Origin of the sequence: Micromonospora sp. DT233 (assembly GCF_049841815.1) — a bacterium.
In the GTDB taxonomy this organism is placed as follows: domain Bacteria; phylum Actinomycetota; class Actinomycetes; order Mycobacteriales; family Micromonosporaceae; genus Micromonospora.
Genome location: NZ_JBNCLB010000016.1, coordinates 74,951 through 97,992, shown reverse-complemented (window position 1 = coordinate 97,992; position 23,042 = coordinate 74,951). Strand labels below are relative to the sequence as shown.

Sequence of the window (23,042 nt, the reverse complement as noted above, 5' to 3'; positions counted from 1 at the left end):
CCGGGGCGAGCCGCGCCCCGGTGGCGGCGAGTTGATCTGCCGATCCACCAGGTACAACGTTGCAAGCCATGATCATAAGCGCGTCCGCTATTGGATTCCGTCGACGGGTAACTGTCGCCGGCTGGTCGGGATGCTGACAGCTCGCGCATTGACCACCTACCGGGTGCGATGCAAAATGGTCACGGCTGGCGAACATCGGGGGAACTGTCGCGGCCATCGACTGAGGGACCGAAAAGGCTTTTGGGGGAATGTGGAAAAGGTCTCTGGTTAGTGGTCAGAAACGGACAAACCCTCGTTGAGGGGGGCGATCACCGCCCTCGCTGGGCCATCTTCACCGATGACATGCGTTCACCCGGATGAGTTGCTGACTCAACTCGCTCCGGTTGTTCGGCATGCCCGGAACTGATTGCGTCCATTCCGTCCGGGGCTGGACCCTGCGGTTGTCCGTTGATTTCGAGCACATTAACGCCCGCATTTACCGACGACCTCCTGCCCTTTGCCGCTGAGGAGCTGTTTAAATTGCGCCAGTTCGAAGAGCGTGTCGACGCCGAGTACGCGCCGTCCTTCGCTCAGCACCGCATGTGGTTCCTCGACCGGCTGGAGGGCGGTCGCGGCACCGCGTACGTCGCGACGCCGATGTGGCGGGTGCACGGCCCGCTGGAGCGCGACCGGCTGGCCGGCGCGCTGGCCGCGCTGGTGGCCCGGCACGACTCGCTGCGCACCCGCTTCGTGGAACGCGACGGCGTGCCCCGCGCCCTGGTCGCCGACCACCTCGACGCCCCGGTCGACTGGCGCGACGCGGCGTCGACCGACGACGTGGAGCGCGCGGCGCAGGCGGAGGCCCGGCGCCCGTTCGACCTGGCCACCGGCCCGCTGCTGCGGGTGGTGGTGTGGCGGCTGAGCGACACCGAGCACGTGCTGCTGGTGGCGCTGCACCACATCGTCTCCGACGGCTGGTCGATGGGGCTGCTGGTGCGGGAGCTGGGTGCCCTCTACGACGGCGACACCCTGCCCGACCTGCCCGTGCGGTACGCCGACTTCGCCGAGGCCCAGCGCCGCGAACTCGACGGCGACCGCCTCGCCGGCGACGTCCGGTACTGGCGGGACCGGCTGGCCGGGCTGCCGGCGCTGGAGCTGCCCACCGACCGGCCGCGCCCGGCCCAGCCCTCCTCGGCGGGCGGCATGTGCGAGTTCACCCTCGACGCGGAGCTGGTGGCGGGCCTGGAGCGGCTGGGTCGGGAGCACGGGGCGACGCTCTACATGACGTTGCTGGCGGCGTTCCAGGTGTTGCTGGGCCGCTGGAGCGGGCAGGCCGACTTCGGGATCGGCACCCCGGTCGCCGGGCGCAGCCGCCCCGAGGTGGAGAACCTCATCGGCCTCTTCGTCAACACCCTGGTCATGCGCGCCGACCTGGGCGACGACCCCACCTTCGCGGAGCTGCTCTCCCGGGTCGCCGACGACGCCCTCGACGCCCTCGACCACCAGGACGTGCCGTACGAGCGGGTGGTCCGGGAGCTGCGCCCGGAGCGGCCGGACACCGACTCGCTGATCGACGCGTGGTTCGCCATGCAGAACGTGCCGACCCCCGACGACCGGGCCGGCACGCTGCGCTTCACCGACTTCGAGGCCGGCCGCCCCAAGGCGCTCTTCGCGGTCTCCCTCTTCGCCCAGCCGCGCGACGGCGAGCTGGCGATGACCGTCGTCTACCGCACGGACCTGTTCGATGCGGTGACGGTGGCGCGGTTGGTGGCGCGGTGTCGGGAGTTGTTGGCGGCGGTGGTGGCGTCGCCGGGTGCGCGGGTGGGCGGGCTGGGGTTGCCGGCGGGTGAGGTGGCGTTGTTGCGTCGCTTCGGTGCGGGTGAGGTGGCGGGTCGGGTGGTGGATGCGGTGGTGTCGTTCGAGGAGCGGGCGCGTCGGGTTCCGGACGCGGTGGCGGTAATCGCGGGTGGTGAGTCGGTGTCGTATGGGGAGTTGAACGCGCGGGCGAATCGGGTGGCGTGGTGGTTGCGGGGCCGGGGTGTGTCGGCCGAGGTGCCGGTGGGGGTGCGGTTGCGTCGGGGCGTGGACATGCTCGCGGCGGTGCTGGGGGTGTTGAAGGCCGGTGGGGCGTACGTGCCGATCGATCCGGCCTGGCCGGCGGAGCGCGTGGACCTGGTGGTGGCGGATGCGGGTATCGGCACGGTGTTGGCCGGTGGGTTGCCCGACGGCGGCCGCGACGACGACCTGGGCATTGCCCCCGACGCCGCCCAGCTCGCCTACGTGATCTACACGTCGGGGTCGACGGGTCGGCCGAAGGGGGTGGGGGTCTGCCGGGGTGCGATGGCGGGTCACGTGGGTCGGATGCGGCGGCGGTTTGGTCTGGGGCCGGCGGATCGGGTGTTGCAGTTCGCGTCGTTGGCGTTCGACGCGTCGGTGGAGCAGATCTTCCCGGCGTTGAGCTGCGGCGCGGCGCTCGTCCTACCCGAACACGGCCTGGTCGCCCCGGCGACGCTGCTGCCGCTGCTCGGCCGGCACGACGTCACCGTCGCCAACCTGCCCCCGGCGTACTTCGGTGAGCTGGTCGCCGAGCTGACCGAGCGGGGTGGCGTCGCCCCCGCCCGGCTGCGGCTGATGATCCTCGGCGGCGACGTGGCCCGCCCCGCCGACGCGGCCCGCTTCGCGGCCCACTGCCCGGACGTCGCGGTCCTCAACGCGTACGGGCCGACCGAGTCGATCGTCACCTCGACCGTGTACGACGTGCCGTCGGGTGTGGATGGTGTGGTGCCGATCGGTCGGGCGGTGGGGGACCGGCAGTTGTACGTGCTGAACGGGGCCCTCGCGGAGGTGCCGGTGGGTGCGGTGGGGGAGCTCTTCGTCGGTGGTGGCCTGTTGGCGCGGGGTTACCTGGGTCGGCCGGGGCTGACCGGGGAGCGGTTCGTCCCGGACCCCTTCGGCCGCGTCGCTGGTGGCCGGTTGTATGGGACCGGGGATCTGGTGCGGTGGCGTGGTGACGGGCAGTTGGAGTTCGTGGGGCGGGTTGATGGTCAGGTGAAGGTGCGGGGGTTCCGGGTCGAGGTCGGTGAGGTGGAGTCCCGGCTTCGGGAGCATCCGGCGGTGCGCGACGCGGTGGTGGTGGCCTGGCAGGACCGGTTGGTGGCGTACCTGGCCGGGGAGGGCGCGGACGTGTCGGCGGTGCGGGGCTGGTTGGCCGATCGGCTGCCGGAGTACCTGGTCCCGGCGGTGGTGATCGTGGTCGAGGAGTTGCCGCGCACGGTGGGCGGGAAGGTGGACCGGGAGCGGCTGCCGGACCCGGAGGGGCACCGGCCCGAGCCGACCGACGCCTTCGAGGGCCCGCGTAACCCGACCGAGGAGGCCATCGCCGACGTCTGGCGGCAGGTCCTCCAGGTCGACCGGATCGGCGTCCACGACAACTTCTTCGACCTGGGCGGGCACTCCCTGCTGGCCACCCTCGCCGTGGCCCGCCTGGTCAAGGCCCTCGACCGCCCCGTCGACGTGCGCGGCTTCTTCGAGCACCCGACCATCGCCGAGTTCGCCGCCGCCCTGCCGCCGGCCCGGCCGCAGGCCGTCCCCGCGCAGATCGGCCGGCTCGTGCGCAGCGGCGACTTCCCGCTCTCCTTCGCCCAGGAACGCATGTGGTTCCTGCACCGGCTCGAACCCGACGCCCCCGACTACATGGCCGCCCTGGCCTGGCGGGTCGACGGCAACCTCGACCCCGCGCGTCTCGATGGGGCGCTGCGCCGGCTCGTCGCCCGGCACGAGTCGCTGCGCACCACCTTCCCGGTCGTCGACGCGCAGCCCGTGCAGCGGGTCGCCACCACCGCCGACGTCGCCGCCACCTGGCACGACGTGCGGCACCTGCCCGACGCGTACGACGTGGCGGTCCGGCAGGCCGGCGACGAGCTGCACCGCCCCTTCGACCTGGCCACCGGGCCGCTGTTCCGGGCCCTGGTCTGGCAGCTCGGCGCGCGCGACCACCTGCTGGTGCTGGCGATGCACCACATCGTCTCCGACGGCTGGTCGATGGGGGTGCTGGTGCGGGAGCTCAGCGCCCTCTACGACGGCGACACCCTGCCCGACCTGCCCGTCCAGTACGCCGACTACGCCGGCTGGCAGCGCCAGGAGCTCAGCGGCGACCGACTCGACGCGGAGCTGGGCCACTGGCGAGACCGGCTGGCCGGGTTGCCGGCGCTGGAGCTGCCCACCGACCGGCCGCGCCCGGCCCAGCCGTCCTGGCTGGGGGCCACCTACGAGTTCACCCTGGAACCGGAGCTGGTGACCGGTCTGGAGCGGTTGGGTCGGGAGCACGGGGCGACGCTCTACATGACGTTGCTGGCGGCGTTCCAGGTATTGCTGGGCCGGTGGAGCGGGCAGGCCGACTTCGGCATCGGGGTGCCCGTCGCCGGGCGGACCCGCCCCGAGGTGGAGAACGTCATCGGGTTCTTCGTCAACACCCTGGTCATGCGCGCCGACCTGGCCGGCGACCCGACCTTCACGGAGCTGCTGGGCCGGGTCCGCGACCACGCCCTGGACGCGTACCAGCACCAGGAGATGCCCTTCGAGCGGGTGGTGGAGGAGTTGCGCCCCGACCGGGACCTGAGCCGGTCCCCGCTGTTCCAGGCCATGTTCGACCTCGAGGTGCGCTCCATCGCGTCGCCGCGCCTCGGCGCCGCCCGGCTGCGGCCCGCCGAGATCCCCTTCGACGTCACGAAGTTCGACCTGATGTTCACCTTCACCACCGACCCCGGGTCGGCCGGCGGCTTCGTGCAGTACCGCACGGACCTGTTCGATGCGGTGACGGTGGCGCGGTTGGTGGCGCGGTGTCGGGAGTTGTTGGCGGCGGTGGTGGCGTCGCCGGGTGCGCGGGTGGGCGGGCTGGGGTTGCCGGCGGGTGAGGTGGCGTTGTTGCGTCGCTTCGGTGCGGGTGAGGTGGCGGGTCGGGTTTCGGATGCGGTGGTGTCGTTCGAGGAGCGGGCGCGTCGGGTTCCGGACGCGGTGGCGGTAATCGCGGGTGGTGAGTCGGTGTCGTATGGGGAGTTGAACGCGCGGGCGAATCGGGTGGCGTGGTGGTTGCGGGGCCGGGGTGTGTCGGCCGAGGTGCCGGTGGGGGTGCGGTTGCGTCGTGGCGTGGACATGCTCGCGGCGGTGCTGGGGGTGTTGAAGGCGGGTGGGGCGTACGTGCCGATCGATCCGGCCTGGCCGGCGGAGCGCGTGGACCTGGTGGTGGCGGATGCGGGTATCGGCACGGTGTTGGACGGTGGGTTGCCCGACGGTGGCCGCGACGACGACCTGGGCATTGCCCCCGACGCCGCCCAGCTCGCCTACGTGATCTATACGTCGGGGTCGACGGGTCGGCCGAAGGGGGTGGGGGTCTGCCGGGGTGCGATGGCGGGTCATGTGGGTCGGATGCGGCGGCGGTTTGGTCTGGGGCCGGCGGATCGGGTGTTGCAGTTCGCGTCGTTGGCGTTCGACGCGTCGGTGGAGCAGATCTTCCCGGCGTTGAGCTGCGGCGCGGCGCTCGTCCTCCCCGAACACGGCCTCCTCGCCCCCGACCGGCTCGTCGCCGACGTCGAGCGGCACCGGGTCACCGTGATGGAGGTCGTCCCCGCCTACCTCACCGAGTTGATCGCCGAGGTCTCCGGCGACGGCACCACCTCGCCCACCTGGAGCCCCACCCACCTGCGGCTGCTGATCCTCGGCGGCGACGCCGCCCGCCCGGCCGACCTGGCCTGGTGGCACCGGCACTTCCCCGACACGGCCGTGGTCAACACCTACGGCCCGACCGAGACGACCATCAGCGCCACCGTGTACGACGTGCCGTCGGGTGTGGATGGTGTGGTGCCGATCGGTCGGGCGGTGGGAGACCGGCAGTTGTACGTGCTGAACGGGGCCCTCGCGGAGGTGCCGGTGGGCGCGGTGGGGGAGCTCTTCGTCGGTGGTGGCCTGTTGGCGCGGGGTTACCTGGGTCGGCCGGGGCTGACCGGGGAGCGGTTCGTCCCGGACCCCTTCGGCCGCGTCGCTGGTGGCCGGTTGTATGGGACCGGGGATCTGGTGCGGTGGCGTGGTGACGGGCAGTTGGAGTTCGTGGGGCGGGTTGATGGTCAGGTGAAGGTGCGGGGGTTCCGGGTCGAGGTCGGTGAGGTGGAGTCCCGGCTTCGGGAGCATCCGGCGGTGCGCGACGCGGTGGTGGTGGCCTGGCAGGACCGGTTGGTGGCGTACCTGGCCGGGGAGGGCGCGGACGTGTCGGCGGTGCGGGGCTGGTTGGCCGATCGGCTGCCGGAGTACCTGGTCCCGGCGGTGGTGATCGCGGTCGAGGAGTTGCCGCGCACGGTGGGCGGGAAGGTGGATCGGGACCGGTTGCCGGACCCGGAGGGGCACCGCCCCGAGCCGACCGACGCGTTCGAGGGCCCGCGCAACCCGACCGAGGAGGCCATCGCCGACGTCTGGCGGCAGGTCCTCCAGGTCGACCGGATCGGCGTCCACGACAACTTCTTCCACCTCGGCGGGCACTCCCTGCTGGCCACCCGGGTCAGCATCCGGCTGCGCGCGGTCTTCGGCTGCGACGTGGGCGTACGCACCCTCTTCGAGCGGCCCACCGTGGCCCGGCTCGCGGTCGCCGTCGAGGAGCGGCTGATGGCCGAGATCGCGGCGATGACCAGCGAGGACGTCGAGCAGGCACTCAAGGAGCAGCAGGCATGAGCGAGCGGAAAGAGGCGACGGCGTGAGCACCATGCACGGACTCATCGAGGCGCAGGCCCGGCGTACCCCCGACGCGGTCGCCCTGGAGTTCGAGGGCGCGGAGCTGACCTACCGGGAGCTGGACCGGCGGGCCAACCGGCTCGCCCACGCCCTGCGCCGGCGCGGCGCCGGCCCGGAGACGGTGGTCGCCGTGGGCGCCCAACGCTCCCTGGACCTGCTGGTGGCCCTGCTCGGCATCCTCAAGAGCGGGGCGGCGTACCTGCCGCTGGACCTGGAACTGCCCACCGACCGGCTGACCTACATGGCCGGCCAGGCCGGCGCGGTCGCCCTGGTCCGGGGCCCCGGCATGGAGTGCGACCTGGGCCTGCCCGGCCTGCCCGAGCTGACCCTCGCCGACACCGACGGCGAACCCGACGACCCGTGCGGCGTCGCCGTGGACGAGCGCAACGCCTGCTACGTCATGTACACCTCCGGTTCCACCGGCCGCCCCAAGGGCGTCGTCGCCGAGCACCGGGGCGTGGTCAACAGGCTCCGCTGGGGCCAGCACGAGTACGGCATGACCGCCGACGAGCGGGTGCTGCAGAAGACCCCGTACGCCTTCGACGTCTCGGTCTACGAGCTGTTCTGGCCGCTGATCGTCGGCGCCCGACTGGTCATCGCCCGCCCCGGCGGGCACCGGGACAGCCGCTACCTGGTCGAGACGATCCAGCGCCGCGAGATCACCAGCGTCCACTTCATCCCCACCATGCTGGCCCTCTTCGTCGGCGAGCCCGGCGCGGCCGACTGCCACACCCTGCGCCGGATCATGGCCAGCGGGGAGGCGCTCCCCGCCGACCTGGCCAACCGGGCGCTGCGCCTGCTGCCGCACGTCGAGCTGCACAACCTCTACGGCCCCACCGAGGCGTCCATCGAGGTCAGCGCCTGGGCGTGCGAGCCCGACTGGCCGCACCCGAGCGTGCCGATCGGCGCGGCCGTGGCCAACACCCAACTGCACATCCTCGACGCCGACCTGCGCCCGGTGCCCGACGACGGCACCGGGGAGCTGTACCTCGCCGGGGTGCAGCTCGCCCGCGGCTACCTCGGTCAGCCCGGCCTGACCGCCGAGCGCTTCCTGCCCGACCCGCACGGCGAGCCCGGCGGGCGGATGTACCGCAGCGGCGACCTCGCCGGCTGGCACCTCCCCGGCGTGGTCGACTACCTCGGCCGGGTCGACGAGCAGCTCAAGCTCGCCGGCAACCGGGTCGAGCTGGGCGAGGTCCAGGCCGCGCTCAACGACCAGCCCGGCGTGCGGGCCTCCGTCGTGGTGGCCGTCGGCTCGGCCGCCGAGGCGCGGCTGGTGGCGTACGTCGTCGGCGACGACGTGGACCCCGCCGCCCTGCGCGACCGGCTCGCCGACCGGCTCCCCGGCTACATGGTCCCCTCGACGATCATGGCGCTGGCCGAGCTGCCGCTGACCCCCAGCGGGAAGCTGGACCGCAAGGCCCTGCCCGCCCCCGACCGCCCCGAACTGACCACCGCCTACCGGGCCCCGGCCAACCCCACCCAGGAGCGGCTGGCGAAGCTCTGGGCGTCGGTCTTCGGCGTCGCCCGCGTCGGCGTCGACGACCCGTTCTTCGCCCTCGGCGGGCACTCCCTGCTGGCCGTGCGGCTGATCTCCCGGCTGCGCGAGGAGGTCGGCGTCGACGTCTCCCTGCGGGACCTCTTCGAGGGCCTGACCGTCGCCCGCCTCGCCGACGCGGTCACCGCCGCGCCGGCCGCCGACGCCGCGCCGGCCCTGGTCCCCGGCGGCGACGACGAGCCGGCGGTGGCCTCCTTCGGCCAGGAGCGGCTGCTGTTCCTGCAACGGCTGCACCCCGACAGCCCCAGCTACGTCATCCCCGTCGCGTGGCGGGTCGACGGGCGGCTCGACGAGGCCACCCTGCGCCGCGCCCTGGAGCGGCTCGCCGCCCGGCACGACGCCCTGCGCACCCGCTTCGTCGACGACACCCCCGTCGTCGACGGCGAGCCCCGCGTCGAGCTGCGCCGGGTCGACGCCGACGCGTGGAGCGACGACCTCGCCGCCGCGCAGCTCCGCCGCCCGTTCGACCTGGCCGCCGGGCCGCTGTGGCGGGCCGCCCTGGTCCGCCTGCCCGACCACGACGTGCTGCTGCTGGTGCTGCACCACATCGTCGCCGACGGCTGGTCCCTCGGCGTGATCGCCCGCGAGCTGGGCGACCTCTACGCCGGGGCCACCCCGCCCCCGCCGCCGGTGCGCTACGCCGACTACGCCCGCTGGCAGCGCGCCGACCTGACCGAGGCGCGGCTCGCCGGCGAGCTGGACTGGTGGCGCGGCGCGCTGGCCGGGGTGCCGGCGCTGGAGCTGCCCACCGACCGGCCCCGCCCGGCGGTGCTGGGCACCGACGGGGCCACCCACCGCTTCGACCTGCCCGCCGACGCGCTGCGGGCGCTGACCCGGCTCGCCGCCGCCCACGCCACCACCCTGCACACGGTGCTGCTGGCCGCGTTCCAGGCGCTGCTGGGCCGGCTGACCGGGCAGACCGACTTCGCCGTCGGCACCCCCGTCGCCGGGCGCAGCCGCGCCGAGGTGGAGAACGTCGTCGGGTTCTTCGTCAACACCCTCGCCGTGCGCGCCGACCTGACCGGCGACCCCACCCTCGCCGAGCTGATCGGCCGGGTCCGGGAGGCCACCCTCGGCGCGTACGAGCACGCCGACGTGCCCTTCGAGCGGGTGGTGGAGCAGCTGCGCCCGGAGCGGGACCTCAGCCGCACCCCCGTCTACCAGACCATGTTCGCGCTGCGGGACACCGCCGCCACCGCCCTGCGGCTGCCCGGGACGACCGCCGAGGAGCTGCCGCTGGGCTGGCGCACCGCGAAGTTCGACCTGACCCTCTTCGTCGACCAGGCCCCCGACGGCAGCTACGCCGGCCTGGTCGAGTACGCCACCGACCTCTTCGACGCGGCCACCGCGCGGCGGTTCGCCGAGGCGTACCGACGGTTGCTGGCCGCCCTCGCCGCCGACGCCGGGTTCCGGCTCGGCGACTGGGACGTGGTCGATCCCGCCGAGCGGGACCGGCTGCTGGCCGCCGGCACCGCCGCCCGGCCGCCGCTGCCGCAGCGGGCCGTGCACCAGCTGGTCGCCGAGCGGGCCGCCGCCGACCCCGACCGGGCGGCCGTCGTCGACGGCGACGCCGTCTGGACGTACGCCGAACTTCGGCGGCGGGCCGACCGGCTGGCCCGGCGCCTGGCCGAGCGCGGCGTGGGCCCGGAGACCGTGGTGGCGGTCAGCCTGCCGCGCGGCGCGGAGCTGGTCTGCGCGCAGCTGGCGATCCTCACCGCGGGCGGGGCGTACCTGCCGCTCGACGCCGACCAGCCCGCCGAGCGCAGCCGTTACCTCATCGCCGACACCGGCGCGGCCCTGCTGCTCACCACGCCCGGCCGGACGGCCGACGACCTGGGCTGCCCGGTGCTCGACCCGACCGCCGCCGACCCGACCGCCGCCGCCTCCACCGAGCCCGGCGCCGCCGGGGCCGTGGCCGTCCACCCCGACCAGCTCGCCTACGTCGTCTACACCTCCGGCTCCACCGGCCGCCCCAAGGGCATCGGCATCACCCACCGGGCCGTGGTCCGCACCGTCCACGACGGCGGATACGTCGGACTCGGGCCGGACGACCGGGTCGCGTTCGCCGCCAACCCGGTCTTCGACGCGGCGACCTTCGAGGTCTGGGCCACCCTCGTCGCCGGGGCGACCCTGGTGGTCACCCCGCCCGACGTGGCGCTCGACCCCGCCGCCCTCGCCGCCCACCTGGCCCGGCACCGGGTCACCACCTGCTTCCTCACCACCGCCCTGTTCCACCAGGTCGTCCGGGAACGCCCGGACGCGCTGCGCGGGCTGCGGCACGTGCTCTTCGGCGGCGAGGCCGCCGACCCGGCCGCCGTTGACGCCCTGCTCGCCCACGGCGGCCCCGAACGGCTGCTCAACATGTACGGCCCCTCCGAGGTCACCACCTTCGCCACCTGGCACCCGATCACCGCCGCGCTCGGCGGCGCGGCCGTCCCGATCGGCCGCCCCACGAACAACACCACCGCGTACGTCGTCGACGACCGGCTCCGGCCCGTCGGCGTCGGCACGGTCGGTGAGCTGCTGCTCGGCGGCCCCGGCCTGGCCCGGGGGTACGTCGGCTCGGCCCGCCGCACCGCCGAGCGCTTCCTGCCCGACCCGTTCGGCCCGCCCGGCGGCCGGCTCTACCGCACCGGCGACCTGGTGCGCTGGAGCGCCGACGGGGTGCTGGAGTTCGTCGGCCGCGCCGACGGGCAGGTCAAGGTGCGCGGGTTCCGCGTCGAGCCCGGCGAGATCGAGGCCGCGGTGCGCCGGCACCCCGCCGTGCGCGACGCCGCCGTGCTGGCCCGTCCCGACCGCAGCGGCGCGCTCAGCCTCGTCGCGTACGTCGTCGCCGACCCCGCCGAGCTGGGCGACCTGCGCGCCCACCTGACCGGGACCCTGCCGGCGTACCTGGTGCCGGCCGCCGTGGTGGTCCTCGACGAGCTGCCGCTGACCGCCAACGGCAAGATCGACCGGGCCGCGCTGCCCGAGCCGACGTACGCCACCGGGGCCGGCCGCCGCGCGCCGGCCAACGAGCTGGAACGGCAGCTCGCCGAGATCTGGACCGAGGTCCTCGGCGTCGCCGACCCCGGCATGGACGACGACTTCTTCGCCCTCGGCGGGCACTCCCTGCTGGCCATCCGGGTCGTCGGCGCGGTCGCCGCCCGCACCGGCCGGCAGCTCACCTTCCGCGACCTCTTCACCACCCGCACCATCGCCGGGCTGGCCCGGCTGCTGGCCACCGCCGACACCGACACCGCCGCGATCGTCCGGGGCACCGCGACCACCGGGCTGCCCGTGTCGTTCGGCCAGGAACGGCTGGTCTTCCTCGACCGCCTGGAGGGCGCCGGCGCGGCGTACACGATCCCGCTGGCGTGGCGCCTTACCGGGCCGCTGGACGCCGACCGGCTGGCCGCCGCGTTCGACGCCCTGGTCGACCGGCACGAGGCGCTACGCACCCGCTTCACCCTCGTCGACGGGGTGGTGCTGGCCGACCTCGACCCCGGCTGGCCCGGCCTGGACCGGCGCGCCGCGGCCAGCACGGCCGACGCCGAGCGGGAGCTGGCCGCCGAGGCGCGCCGCCCGTTCGACCTGACCACCGGGCCGCTGCTGCGGGCGGTGCTGTGGCGGGTCGCCGACGGCGGACACCTGCTGCTGGTCGCCATGCACCACACCGTCTCCGACGGCTGGTCCACCGCCCTGCTGGTGCGCGAGCTCCAGGCCCGCTACGCCGGCGTCGGCCCGCCCCGCCCTCCGGTGCGCTACGCCGACTTCGCCGCCTGGCAGCGCGACCGGCTCACCGCCGACCGGCTGGCCGGCGAGCTGACCCACTGGCGGGCCCGGCTGGCCGACCTGCCCACCCTGGAGCTGCCCACCGACCGGCCCCGCCCGGCGGTGCGCACCGGGGCGGGCGGCACCGTCGAGTTCACCGTCGACGCGGAGCTGGCCGCCGACCTGGAGCGGCTCAGCCGCGCCCACGGGGCGACGCTCTTCATGACCCTGCTGGCCGCGTACCAGGTGCTGCTGGGGCGGTTCAGCGGGCAGGCCGACTTCGCCGTCGGCACCCCCGTCGCCGGCCGGGGCCGCCCCGAGGTCCGCGACGTGGTCGGGTTCTTCCTCAACACCCTGGTGCTCCGGGCCGACCTGCGCGGCGAGCCGAGCGCCGCCGAGCTGATCGGCCGGGTCCGCGACGACGCCCTCGCCGCGTACGAGCACCAGGAGCTGCCCTTCGGCCGGTTGGTGGAGGAGCTGCGCCCCGACCGGGACCTCAGCCGTTCCCCGCTCTTCCAGGCCCTGTTCAGCTACAACGACTGGACCCTGGACACCCTGCGGCTGGGCGACACGGCCGGCGCGGCGCTGCCCGTCGACCGGGGCGCGGCGAAGCTCGACCTGACCCTGGAGCTGGTGCGCCGGCCCGACGGGCTGGCCGGCGCGTTCGACTACACCACCGACATCTTCGACGCCGACACGATCGCCCGGATGGCGGCGGCGTACCGGCTGCTGCTGCGGGCGATCGTCGCCGACCCGGCGACCCGCGTCGGCGACCTGCCGCTGACCGACGCCCCGCCGGTGCTGGCGCTGCCCGCCCGCCCGGCGGCGTTCACGTCCCTGCCGGAGCGGATCGCCGCGCGGGCGGCGGCCACCCCCGACGCCGTCGCCGTGCTCGACCCGACCGGCGCGGTGACGTACGCCGAGCTGGACCGGCGGGCCAACCGGCTCGCCCACCACCTCGCCGCCCTCGGCGTCGGCCCGGAGACCCGGGTCGGGCTGCGGTTGCCCCGGGGCATCGACACCGTGGTCGCGGTGCTGGGCGTCTGGAAGGCCGGCGGCGCGTTCGTCGGCCTCGACCCGGAGCTGCCCGAACGCCGCCTCGCCCAGCTCGCCGCCGACTCAGGGGTCACGGTGGTCGTCGACGCGGCGCTGCTGGCCGACCCGGCCCTGGCCGCCCGGCCGGTCACCGCGCCGCCGCCGACCATCCGCCCCGAGCAGCTCGCCTACGTCGTCTACACCTCCGGCTCCACCGGCACCCCCAAGGGGGTGCTGGCCGAGCACGGCGGCGTCACCGCGTACCTCGACGAGATCCTGGCCCACTACCGGCTCGACGCCGACGACGTGGTCCTGCAACGGGCCTCGCCGAGCTTCGACGCGTACCTGCGCGACTGCGTCGGCCCGCTCACCGTCGGCGCGACCGTGCTCAGCGCCGGCCGCTCCGACCTCTCCACCCTCGCCGCCGACCTGCCCGGCCGACCCGCCCCCACCGCGCTGCTGAGCATGGTGCCGTCGCTGCTGCACCAGCTCCTCGACGCCGGTGACCTGAGCGCGGCCACCCTGCCGGCGCTGCGGCTGCTCGTGCTCAGCGGGGAGGCGTGCACCCCGGCGCTGCTGGCCCGCCTGCACACCGCCCTGCCCGACCTGCGCCGGGTGGTCAACCAGTACGGCCCGACCGAGGCCACCGTCACCACCACCGTCGCCGACCTGGACCCGGCGGCGGCGTACGAGACGGTCGGCATCGGCCGGCCCATGCCGGGGACCTGGGTGCACCTGCTCGACGCGGCCGGCCGCCCCGTGCCGGTCGGGGTCTTCGGGGAGGTGCACATCGGCGGGGCCGGGGTGACCCGCGGCTACCGCAACCGGCCCGCCCTGACCGCCGCGTCCTACCTGCCCGACCCGTACGGGCCGCCCGGCGCCCGGATGTACCGCACCGGCGACGCCGCCCGCCGGCTCGCCGACGGCACCCTGGAGTTCCGGGGCCGCCTCGACCGGCAGGTCAAGGTGCGTGGGGTGCGGGTCGAACCGGCCGAGGTGGAGGCGGTCATCGCCGCCCACCCGGGCGTCGGCGCGGCGGCCGTGGTCGCCCGCCCCGACGGGCCGAACGGCTGGCGGCTGGCCGGCTACGCCCAGCGCGCCCCCGGCGTCGCCGTCACCGAGGCCGTCCTGCGCGCCCACCTGGAGGAGATCCTCCCGCCCGCGCTGGTCCCGGCCGAGCTGCTGGTCCTCGACGCCCTGCCGCTGCTGGGCAACGGCAAGGTCGACCGGGCGGCCCTGCCGGAGATCACCGCCGTCGGCGCGGACGGCGGACACGTCGCCCCGCGCACCGACACCGAGAAGATCATCGCCGAGGTCTGGGCGGAGCTGCTCGACCGCCCCGACGTCGGCGTCACCGACGACTTCTTCGCCCTCGGCGGCCACTCGCTCACCGCGCTGCGGGTCATCTCCCGGCTGCGCGACCGGCTCGACGGAAAGCTCACCCTTCGCGCCTTCTTCGAGGCCCGAACCATCGCCCGGCTGGCCCGCAAACTGGAGGAGACCGCATGACCGCCCTCACCCCCGCGCAGCGGGAACTGCTGCGCCAGCGGCTCGCGGGGCGCGCCGAGCAGCGCACCGCCCCGGCGGGCATCACCCGGGGCACCGACGTCAGCGGCCTGCCCGTCTCCTTCGGTCAGGAACGGCTGGTCTTCCTCGACCGGCTGGAGGGCGCCGGCCCCGCGTACACCATCGCGGTGGCGTGGCGCCTGGACGGGCCGCTGGACCGCGACCGGCTGACCGCCGCGTTCGCCGCCCTGGTCGAGCGGCACGAGGCCCTGCGGACCCGGTTCACCGTCGTCGACGGCGTCGTCCGGCAGGAGATCGACCCCGGCTGGGCCGGCGTCACCTGGGTCGACGCCGGCAGCCTCGCCGAGGTCACCCGGGCCACCCGCGCCGCCGCCGCCGAGCCGTTCGACCTGAGCACCGGGCCGCTGCTGCGGGTCACGGTGTGGCGGCTCGGCCCGACCGAGCACGTGGTGCTGCTGGCGATGCACCACATCGTCGCCGACGGCTGGTCGATGGGCGTGCTCGTGCGCGACCTGGAGACCCTCTACGCCGGCGGCGAGCCGGCCGCGCTCCCCGTGCGGTACGCCGACTTCGCCGCCTGGCAGCGCCGCGAGTTCACCGGCGAGCGGCTGGCCGGCGAGCTCGGCTACTGGCGAGGCCGGCTCGCCGGGGTGCCGCCGCTGGAACTGCCCGGCGACGCCACGCCGACCGGGCGCTCCACCGCCGGGGCGACGTGCGAGTTCACCGTCGGCGGCGAGCTGGTCGCCGGCCTGGAGGAGCTCGCCCGCCGGCACGGCGCCACCCTCTACATGACCCTGCTGGCCGCCTTCGAGGCGCTGCTGGGCCGGCTGGCCGGGCAGGTCGACTTCGGCGTCGGCACCCCCGTCGCCGGCCGCAACCGGCCCGAGGTGGAACACCTCGTCGGGTTCTTCGTCAACACCCTGGTCCTGCGCGCCGACCTGACCGGCAACCCGTCCTTCGCCGACCTGCTCGGCCGGGTCCGGGCCGACGCCCTCGGCGCGTACGAGCACTCCGACGTGCCCTTCGAGCGGGTCGTCGACGAGGTCGCCGGCGACCGGGACCTGCACCGCACCCCGCTGTTCCAGGCCATGTTCAGCCTCGACGACGACGCCGACGACCGGCCGGTGCGCCTCGGCGGGGTCACCGGCGAGCGCTTCGACCTGGACCTCGACGCGGTGAAGTTCGACCTGATCCTGCAGACCGCCCGCCGCCCCGAGGGGCTGGTCGCGGCGTTCTTCCACCGCGCGGACCTGTGGCGGCCGGAGACGGTGCGGCGCTGGGCCGCCCAGTACACCCGGCTGCTGGAGCAGGTCGTCGCCCACCCCGAGGTCCCGCTGTCCGAGCTGGAGCTGCTCCCCGCCGACGAGCGCCGCCAGCTCGCCGCCTGGGCCGCCCCGGCGCGGTCGTACGACTCGGACGACCTGCTGCACGAGCGCTTCGCCCGGCACGCCGCCGCCCACCCCGACGCCCTCGCCGTCGTCGCCGGGGAGCAGCGGGTCGACTACGCCACCCTCGACGCCCGCGCCAACCGGCTCGCCCACCGGCTGCGCGCCGCCGGCGTCGGCCCGGAGACCCTCGTCGGGCTCTGCGTCAACCGCGACGCCGACCTGGCCGTGGGCGTCCTCGGCATCCTCAAGGCCGGCGGCGGCTACCTGCCGCTGGACCCGGAGCACCCCCGCGACCGGCTGGAGTACGTCGTCGCCGACGCGGGCGTCACCCTCGCCGTGGTCTCGCCGGGGCTGGCCGACCGGGCCCCCGTCGCCGCCACGCTGCGGCTGGACGACCCCACCCTGGCCGCCGAGCCGGCCACCGACCCGACCCCGGTCACCTGCGCCGACAACGTCGCCTACGTCATCCACACCTCCGGCTCCACCGGCCGCCCCAAGGGCGTCGCCGTGCCGCACCGGCAGGTCGTGCGCCTCCTCGACTCCTGCGACGACGTGCTCGACCTGCCCGCCGGTGGGGTGTGGAGCCTGTTCCACTCGTACGCCTTCGACTTCTCCGTCTGGGAGCTGTGGGGCGCGCTGGCCCGGGGCGGCACCGTCGTCATGGTCGACAAGGCCACCGCCCGCGACCCGTACCGCTTCGCGGCCCTGCTGGAGGCCGAGCGGGTCGGCGTGCTCAGCCAGACCCCCGGGGCGTTCCGCAACCTGCGCGCCGCCCTCGGCGGCCGACCCCCGGCCGACCTCGGGGTCCGTACGGTGGTCCTCGGCGGGGAGAAGCTGGACCTGCCCGAGCTGGACGGCTGGCTCGACGGCCCGGCGGGGGAGGGCGTGCGGCTGGTCAACATGTACGGCATCACCGAGACCACCGTGCACGTCACCCACCGCACCGTCACCGCCGCCGACCTGGGCACCGGGGCCACCTCCCCGATCGGCCGGGCCCTGCCGGACCTGAGCCTGCACCTGCTCGACGCGCACCTGCGGCCCGTCGGCGTCGGCGTCACCGGCGAGTTGTACGTCGGCGGCGCGGGGCTGGCCCGGGGCTACCTCGGCCGCCCCGGCCTGACCGCCGACCGCTTCGTCCCCGACCCGTTCTCCGCCACGCCCGGCGCGCGGCTCTACCGCACCGGTGACCGGGCCCGGCACCTGCCCGGCGGGGAGCTGGAGTACCGGGGCCGTGCCGACGACCAGGTGAAGATCCGCGGTCACCGCATCGAGCTGGGTGAGGTGGAGGCGGCGCTGCTGCGCCACGACGCCGTCGCCCAGGCCGCCGTGGTGGCCCGGGGGGAGCGCACCGGCGAGCACCGGCTGCACGCCTACCTGGTCGTCGACGGCGAGCCGGCCGCCGACGAGCTGCGCGGCTGGCTGCGTGAGCGGCTGCCCGAGCCGATGGTGCCGGCGACCTTCACCGTGCTGCCGGCGTTGCCGCTGACCGCCAACGGCAAGGTCGACCGGCGGGCCCTGCCGGCCGCCGAGGGCGCCACCCTGGACGCCGCCCGCGCCCACGTCCCGCCGGCCACCCCCACCGAGCGGGCCCTCGCCCAGGTCTGGTGCGCCGCCCTCGGGGTAACGCGGGTCGGCGTCACCGACCGCTTCTTCGACCTGGGCGGGGACTCGATCCTCGCGCTGCGGGTGGTCGGGCTGGCCGAGCGCGCCGGGCTCGCCGTGGCGCTGCGCGACGTCTTCGCCCACCAGTGCCTCGGCGACCTGGCCCGCGCGGTCGACGCCGCCGCGACCGCCGGCGCTGCCGGCTCGACCGATGCCGCGCCGGTCGGCCGGTTCGCCCTGGTGGCCCCCGCCGACCGGGACCGGCTCCCGGCGCACCTGGAGGACGCCTACCCGCTGACCCGGATGCAGCAGGGCATGCTCTACGAGCTGCTGGCCGACGCCGGCAAGGGTGCGTACCACAACGTGACCAGCTTCCGGGTCCAGGAGCCCGCCGGGTTCGCCGCCGCCGCCATGCAGGCCGCCGCCGACGCGGTGCTGCGCCGCTACGAGATCCTGCGCACCGGCTTCGACTGGAGCTCGTACGAGGAGCCGCTGCAACTGGTGCACCCCGACGCGGAGCTGCCGGTCGGCGTGACCGACCTGCGCGGCCTGGCCGACGCCGAGCAGGCCGAGCGGCTGCGCGAGTACCTGCACGCCGAGGCGGCGCGCTGGTTCGAGCTGGACGTACCGCCGCTGATCCGGCTGCACGTGCACCTGCTCAACGACGCCGAGTACCGGCTCACCATCACCGACTGCCACGCCGTGCTCGACGGGTGGAGCCTCACCTCGCTCATCGCCGAGCTGGTCGACCGGCACCGCCGCACGCTCACCGGCGTCGGCGACGCCCCGGCCGGCCCGCCGCCGCCCCGCTTCGCCGAGTACGTGGCCCTGGAACGCGCCGCCGTCGACGACCCGGCCGCGCGGGCGTTCTGGGACACCATGGTGGAGCGCTTCCCGCCCGTGCGGGTGCCGCGTTCCGTGGCCGAGCCGACCGACAAGTCCACCTGCGAGGCGCTGCGCGGCTACGCCCACCTGCACGCCGGCATCGACGCCCTGGCCGCCCGCGCCGGGGTGCCCCGCAAGACGGTGCTCTTCACCGCGTACTACCGGCTCATGCGGCAGCTCGCCGACGGTGAGGCGTACTCGGTCGGGTTCGCCACCAACGGCCGCCCGGAGCGGGCCGGCGCGGAGGGCATGCGCGGGTTGTTCCTCAACGTGATGCCGTTCGGGGTGCGCTCGGCCGCGACGAGCTGGACGCAGCTGCTGCGCGACGTCTTCGCCGCCGAGCGGGACGTCATCGCGCACCGCCGCTTCCCGCTGGCGGAGTTGCAGCGCGGCCGGTGGGCCGGGGAGGTGCTGGTCGACACCGCGTTCAACTACGTGCACTTCCACGGCCTCGGCACCGAGCACAAGCAGGAGACCGAGGAGATCGCCCGGACGAACTTCGGGCTGATGGTCACCACCGGCCCGCAGGGCGTGTCGTTCGAGGCCGACGCCGGCCGGATGTCGCAGGGGGAGGTGGAGCGGCTGGCCGACGCGTACTGCGCGCTGCTCACCGCGATGGTCACGGACCCGCAGGCCGCCCCCGGCGTGCCGGCCGGGGCGACCGTGGTGCGGGCCGCCGCCGCCGGGCCGAACCGCGACGACCGCAGCCTGGTGGCGGTCCTCGCCGCCGCCGTGGCCGCGAACCGTCACCGGGTGGCCCTGGCCGCCGCCGACGCCACGCTCAGCTACGCCGAGCTCGACGCGCGGGCCAACCGCGTCGCCCACCACCTGCGCCGCCACGGCGCCGGCCCGGAGCGGGTCGTCGGGCTCTGCGCCGAACGCGGCGTCGACCTGATCGTCGGGATGCTCGGCATCCTCAAGGCCGGCGCGGCGTACCTGCCGTTGGACCCGCGCGACCCGCGCCGCCGCCTGGACCTGCTGGTCGCCGACACCGGCGCGGAGCTGGTCCTGGCCCAGCCGCAGTGGCGTCACCAGGTGCCCGAGCGGGTCGGCACCGTCGTCGCCCTCGCCGAGTCGACCTTCGCCGCCGAGCCGGCGCACCCACCGACCCCGGGCCCGGACGCCGACCACCTGGCATGCGTGCTCTACACCTCCGGCTCCACCGGCCGGCCCAAGGGCACCGCGCTGACCCACCGGGCGATCGTGGACTCCCTGGTCGGGCAGGACTTCATCCGGCTCGACGCCGACGAGACGGTCCTGCACCTGAGCAGCGTCAACTGGGACGCCGCGCTCTTCGAGATCTTCGGGCCGCTGCTGCACGGCGGCACCTGCGCGCTCTACCCGGCCGGGCCGGTCACCCCGGACGGCATCGTCGCGGCGATCCGCCGCCACGGCGTCACCACCACGTTCCTCACCACCACGCTGTTCAACCTGGTCGTCGAGCAGTGCCCGGCGGAGCTGGGCCCGCTGCGCCAGGTCCTCTTCGGCGGGGAGGCGGCGTCCGCGCCGCACACCCGCGACCTGGCCGCCCGCTGGCCGGACCTGCGCCTGGTCAACGGGTACGGGCCGGTCGAGTCGACCCTCATCGTCACCGCCCACCAGGTCCGCGACGTGCCGGCCGACGCGGTCAGCGTCCCTATCGGCCGGCCGCTGGCCCGCACCACCGTCGAAGTCCTCGACGAGGAGCTGCGCCCGGTGCCGGTGGGCGTGGCCGGGGAGCTCTACCTCGGCGGCGACGCCCTGGCCCGCGGCTACGTCGGGCAGGCCGGGCTGACCGCCGAGCGGTTCGTCCCCGATCCGGCCGGCGGGGGCCGGCGGCTCTACCGCACCGGCGACCGGGGGCGCTGGCGCGACGACGGGACCCTCGAGTTCGGCGGCCGCGTCGACGGGCAGGTGAAGATCCGGGGCCGGCGCATCGAGCTGGGCGAGATCGAGGCGGCGCTGTCGTCGCGCCCCGACGTGGCCGTGGCGGCGGTGGCCGCCCGCGCGGACGTCCCCGGCGACGCCCGGCTGGTGGCGTACGTGGTGCCGGTGGCCGGGCACACCGTCCCGGCCGCCGCCGAGCTGCGCCGCTGGCTGCGCGAGCGGCTGCCGACGTACCTGGTGCCGAGCGCGTTCGTGGCGCTGACCGAGCTGCCGATGACCCGCACCGGCAAGCTCGACCGGGCCGCCCTGCCGGCCCCGGACGCCTCCGCCGCGCCGGAGCGCCCGTACGCCGAGCCGCGCACCGACGCCGAGGCGACGCTGGCGAAGCTCTGGGCGGAGACGCTGCGGCTGGACCGGGTCGGGGTGCACGACGACTTCTTCGACCTGGGCGGGCACTCACTGGCCATCGTCCGGCTCGCCGCCCGCGCCTGCGACCTCGGCCTGCCGGTCGGGGTGGCCGACATCCTGGAGCACCCCACGGTGGCGGCGCTGGCCGAGGCGGTCACCGCCCGGGAGCCCGGCCCGGCCGGGGAGCCCGTGCGGCGTACCGGCGGGGTGGTCGTGACGCTGCGCGACGGCGACGGCGACGGCGACGCGGGGGACCGGCGTCCGCTGTGGTGCGTGCACCCCAGCGGCGGCAGCGTCGCCTGGTACCTGCCGCTGGCCCAGGCCATGCCGCCGGGGCGGCCGGTGCTCGGCCTGCAGGCCCGGGGCATCGACGGCGGCGTCGACGCCGACACGATGTCCGGCCTGGCCGAGGACTACCTGCGCCAGCTGCGCGCCCGCCAGCCGCACGGCCCGTACGCGCTGCTCGGTTGGTCGATGGGGGCCAACATCGCCCAGGAGATGGCGATTCGGCTCACCGCCGCCGGCGAGCGGGTCGACACCCTGCTGCTGCTGGAGCCGGCGGTGCCCGACGAGGCCGGGATGTTCGCCGTCACCGAGGCCCTGGACCTGCTCGACCGGGCCGTGGCCATGCGCGAGGCGGTCCGGGAGCTGACCCCGGGCACCCCCGCCCGGCTCAGCCAGGAACGCGAGCTGGTGGCGACGCTGCGCGCCGCCGGGGTCGAGGAGGCCGAGGCCGAGCTGGGCGCGGACTGGCCGGTGGCGATGTGGACGGCGCTGCTGCGCGCCGCCGCCGGCTACCGCCCCGAGCCGTACGCCGGGCCCGCGCACCTGGTGGTCAGCGCCGAGGCGGCCACCGCCGGCCCCGGCCGGGCCTCCGTGGTGGCCGGCGAGAGCTGGCCCACCTACGAGCGGCGCTGCCGGGAGATGTTCCCGGCGGCCACCGTCCACCACCTGCCCGGCACCCACCGGAGCATGGTCACCGACCCGGACGTGGCGGCCGTGGCCGCCATCGCCGCCGAGCTGATGGAGCGAACGGCATGACGACCACCGCACCCGTTACCGACCGCTACCTGGTCGACGACGAGATCCTCGCCGACCCGTTCCCGTACCTCGCCGAGCTGCGGGCCGCCGCGCCGGTGCACTTCAGCCCGGTGCACCGGGCCTGGCTGGTGACCGGGTACGACCCGGTGGCCGCCTGCTTCACCGAGCCGGCGGTCTCCGCCGACCGGATCAGCCCGATGCTGGCGCAGACGCCGCTGCACCTGCTCAGCCCCGAGGCCGCCCGCGCGTTCAAGATCATGGCCGGGTGGATGGTCTTCGTCGACCCGCCGGAGCACCGCCGGCTGCGCAGCGTCTTCCGGGGTGCGTTCGGGCCCAGCCAGATCCGCCGCAACCGGCCGATGGTGCGCGCGGCGGTGACCCGGCTGACCGCCCAGGCCGGCGCCGGCGGGGGCGTCACCGACCTGGTCGCCGACTTCGCCCGGCCGCTGCCGGCGACCGTGGCGGCGGCCTGGATGGGCGTGCCGGTCGACGACACCGCGATGTTCCAGCGCTGGGCCATCCGCGTCGGCGACCTGGCCCTGGGCGGGGTGCAGACCCCCGACGAGCACGAACGCTCCCAGCGCGCCCTGCTGGACCTCTTCGACTACCTGCGCGAGCTGGTCCGGGCCCGCCGCGCCGACCCGCAGGCCGACCTGATCAGCTCGGCGCTGGCCAGCGGGCTGGTCGGCGACTCCGTCAGCGAGGACGAGTTCGTCGCCATGCTCACCCACGTGGCCTTCGCCGGCGGGGAGACCACCAGCAACCTCATCGCCGTCGGGGTGTGGAACCTGCTGCGCCACCCCGACCAGCTCGCGCTGCTGCGCACCGAGCCGGAGCTCGCGCCCACCGCCGTGGAGGAGCTGCTGCGCTTCGACGGCCCGTCGAAGATGTCGATCCGGCAGGTGAAGGACGACTTCGAGCTGGGCGGTCAGCGGCTGCGCGCGGGGGAGCGGATGTACCTGATCACCGCCGCCGCCAACCGCGACCCGGCCCGGTTCCGCCGCCCCGACGAGCTGGACCTGCGCCGGCACCCCAACCCGCACCTGGGCTTCGGGCAGGGCGCGCACTTCTGCCTGGGCGCGCCGCTGGCCCGCCTGGTCGCCGGTGCCGCCCTGACCGACCTGCTGGCCGCCGCGCCCCGGCTGGCCCTCGCCGCCGACCGGGTGAGCTGGGCGCCGTCGCTGCTCAACCGCAGCCTGCAGGCCCTGCCGGTGCGGCTCTGA

At 75.5% G+C, this 23,042-nt stretch carries 4 protein-coding genes; all 4 read left to right on the top strand.

Annotation, left to right across the window (positions count from 1 at the left end; all coding sequences use genetic code 11):
* The first annotated feature begins 519 nt into the window (after positions 1 to 519).
* The 4 genes from ACLQ2V_RS24860 to ACLQ2V_RS24845 are packed head-to-tail and all read left to right on the top strand — an operon-like array spanning position 520 to position 23,042.
* Positions 520 to 6,696 carry an amino acid adenylation domain-containing protein gene (locus ACLQ2V_RS24860; protein ID WP_425720989.1) on the top strand — a complete coding sequence of 2,059 codons (6,177 nt, stop codon included), beginning with the start codon at positions 520 to 522 and terminating at the stop codon, positions 6,694 to 6,696.
* A 31-nt stretch (positions 6,697 to 6,727) separates the two neighbouring features.
* On the top strand, positions 6,728 to 14,611 hold the full coding sequence (locus tag ACLQ2V_RS24855; RefSeq protein ID WP_425721036.1) for an amino acid adenylation domain-containing protein: 7,884 nt from the start codon (positions 6,728 to 6,730) through the stop codon (positions 14,609 to 14,611).
* A complete protein-coding gene (locus ACLQ2V_RS24850; RefSeq protein WP_425720988.1) occupies positions 14,608 to 21,819 on the top strand; it encodes an amino acid adenylation domain-containing protein in 7,212 nt (2,403 codons plus the stop codon). The genes ACLQ2V_RS24855 and ACLQ2V_RS24850 overlap by 4 nt, the downstream gene beginning before the upstream one ends.
* Positions 21,816 to 23,042, top strand: a complete 1,227-nt coding sequence (locus tag ACLQ2V_RS24845; RefSeq protein ID WP_425720987.1) for a cytochrome P450 — start codon at positions 21,816 to 21,818, stop codon at positions 23,040 to 23,042. The genes ACLQ2V_RS24850 and ACLQ2V_RS24845 overlap by 4 nt, the downstream gene beginning before the upstream one ends.

What these genes read in the sequence shown, in the direction of transcription:
- ACLQ2V_RS24855 (WP_425721036.1), top strand. Translation starts at nt 6,728, where the DNA reads ATGCACGGACTCATCGAGGCGCAGGCCCGGCGTACCCCCGACGCGGTC.
- ACLQ2V_RS24850 (WP_425720988.1), top strand. Translation starts at nt 14,608, where the DNA reads ATGACCGCCCTCACCCCCGCGCAGCGGGAACTGCTGCGCCAGCGGCTC.
- ACLQ2V_RS24845 (WP_425720987.1), top strand. Translation starts at nt 21,816, where the DNA reads ATGACGACCACCGCACCCGTTACCGACCGCTACCTGGTCGACGACGAG.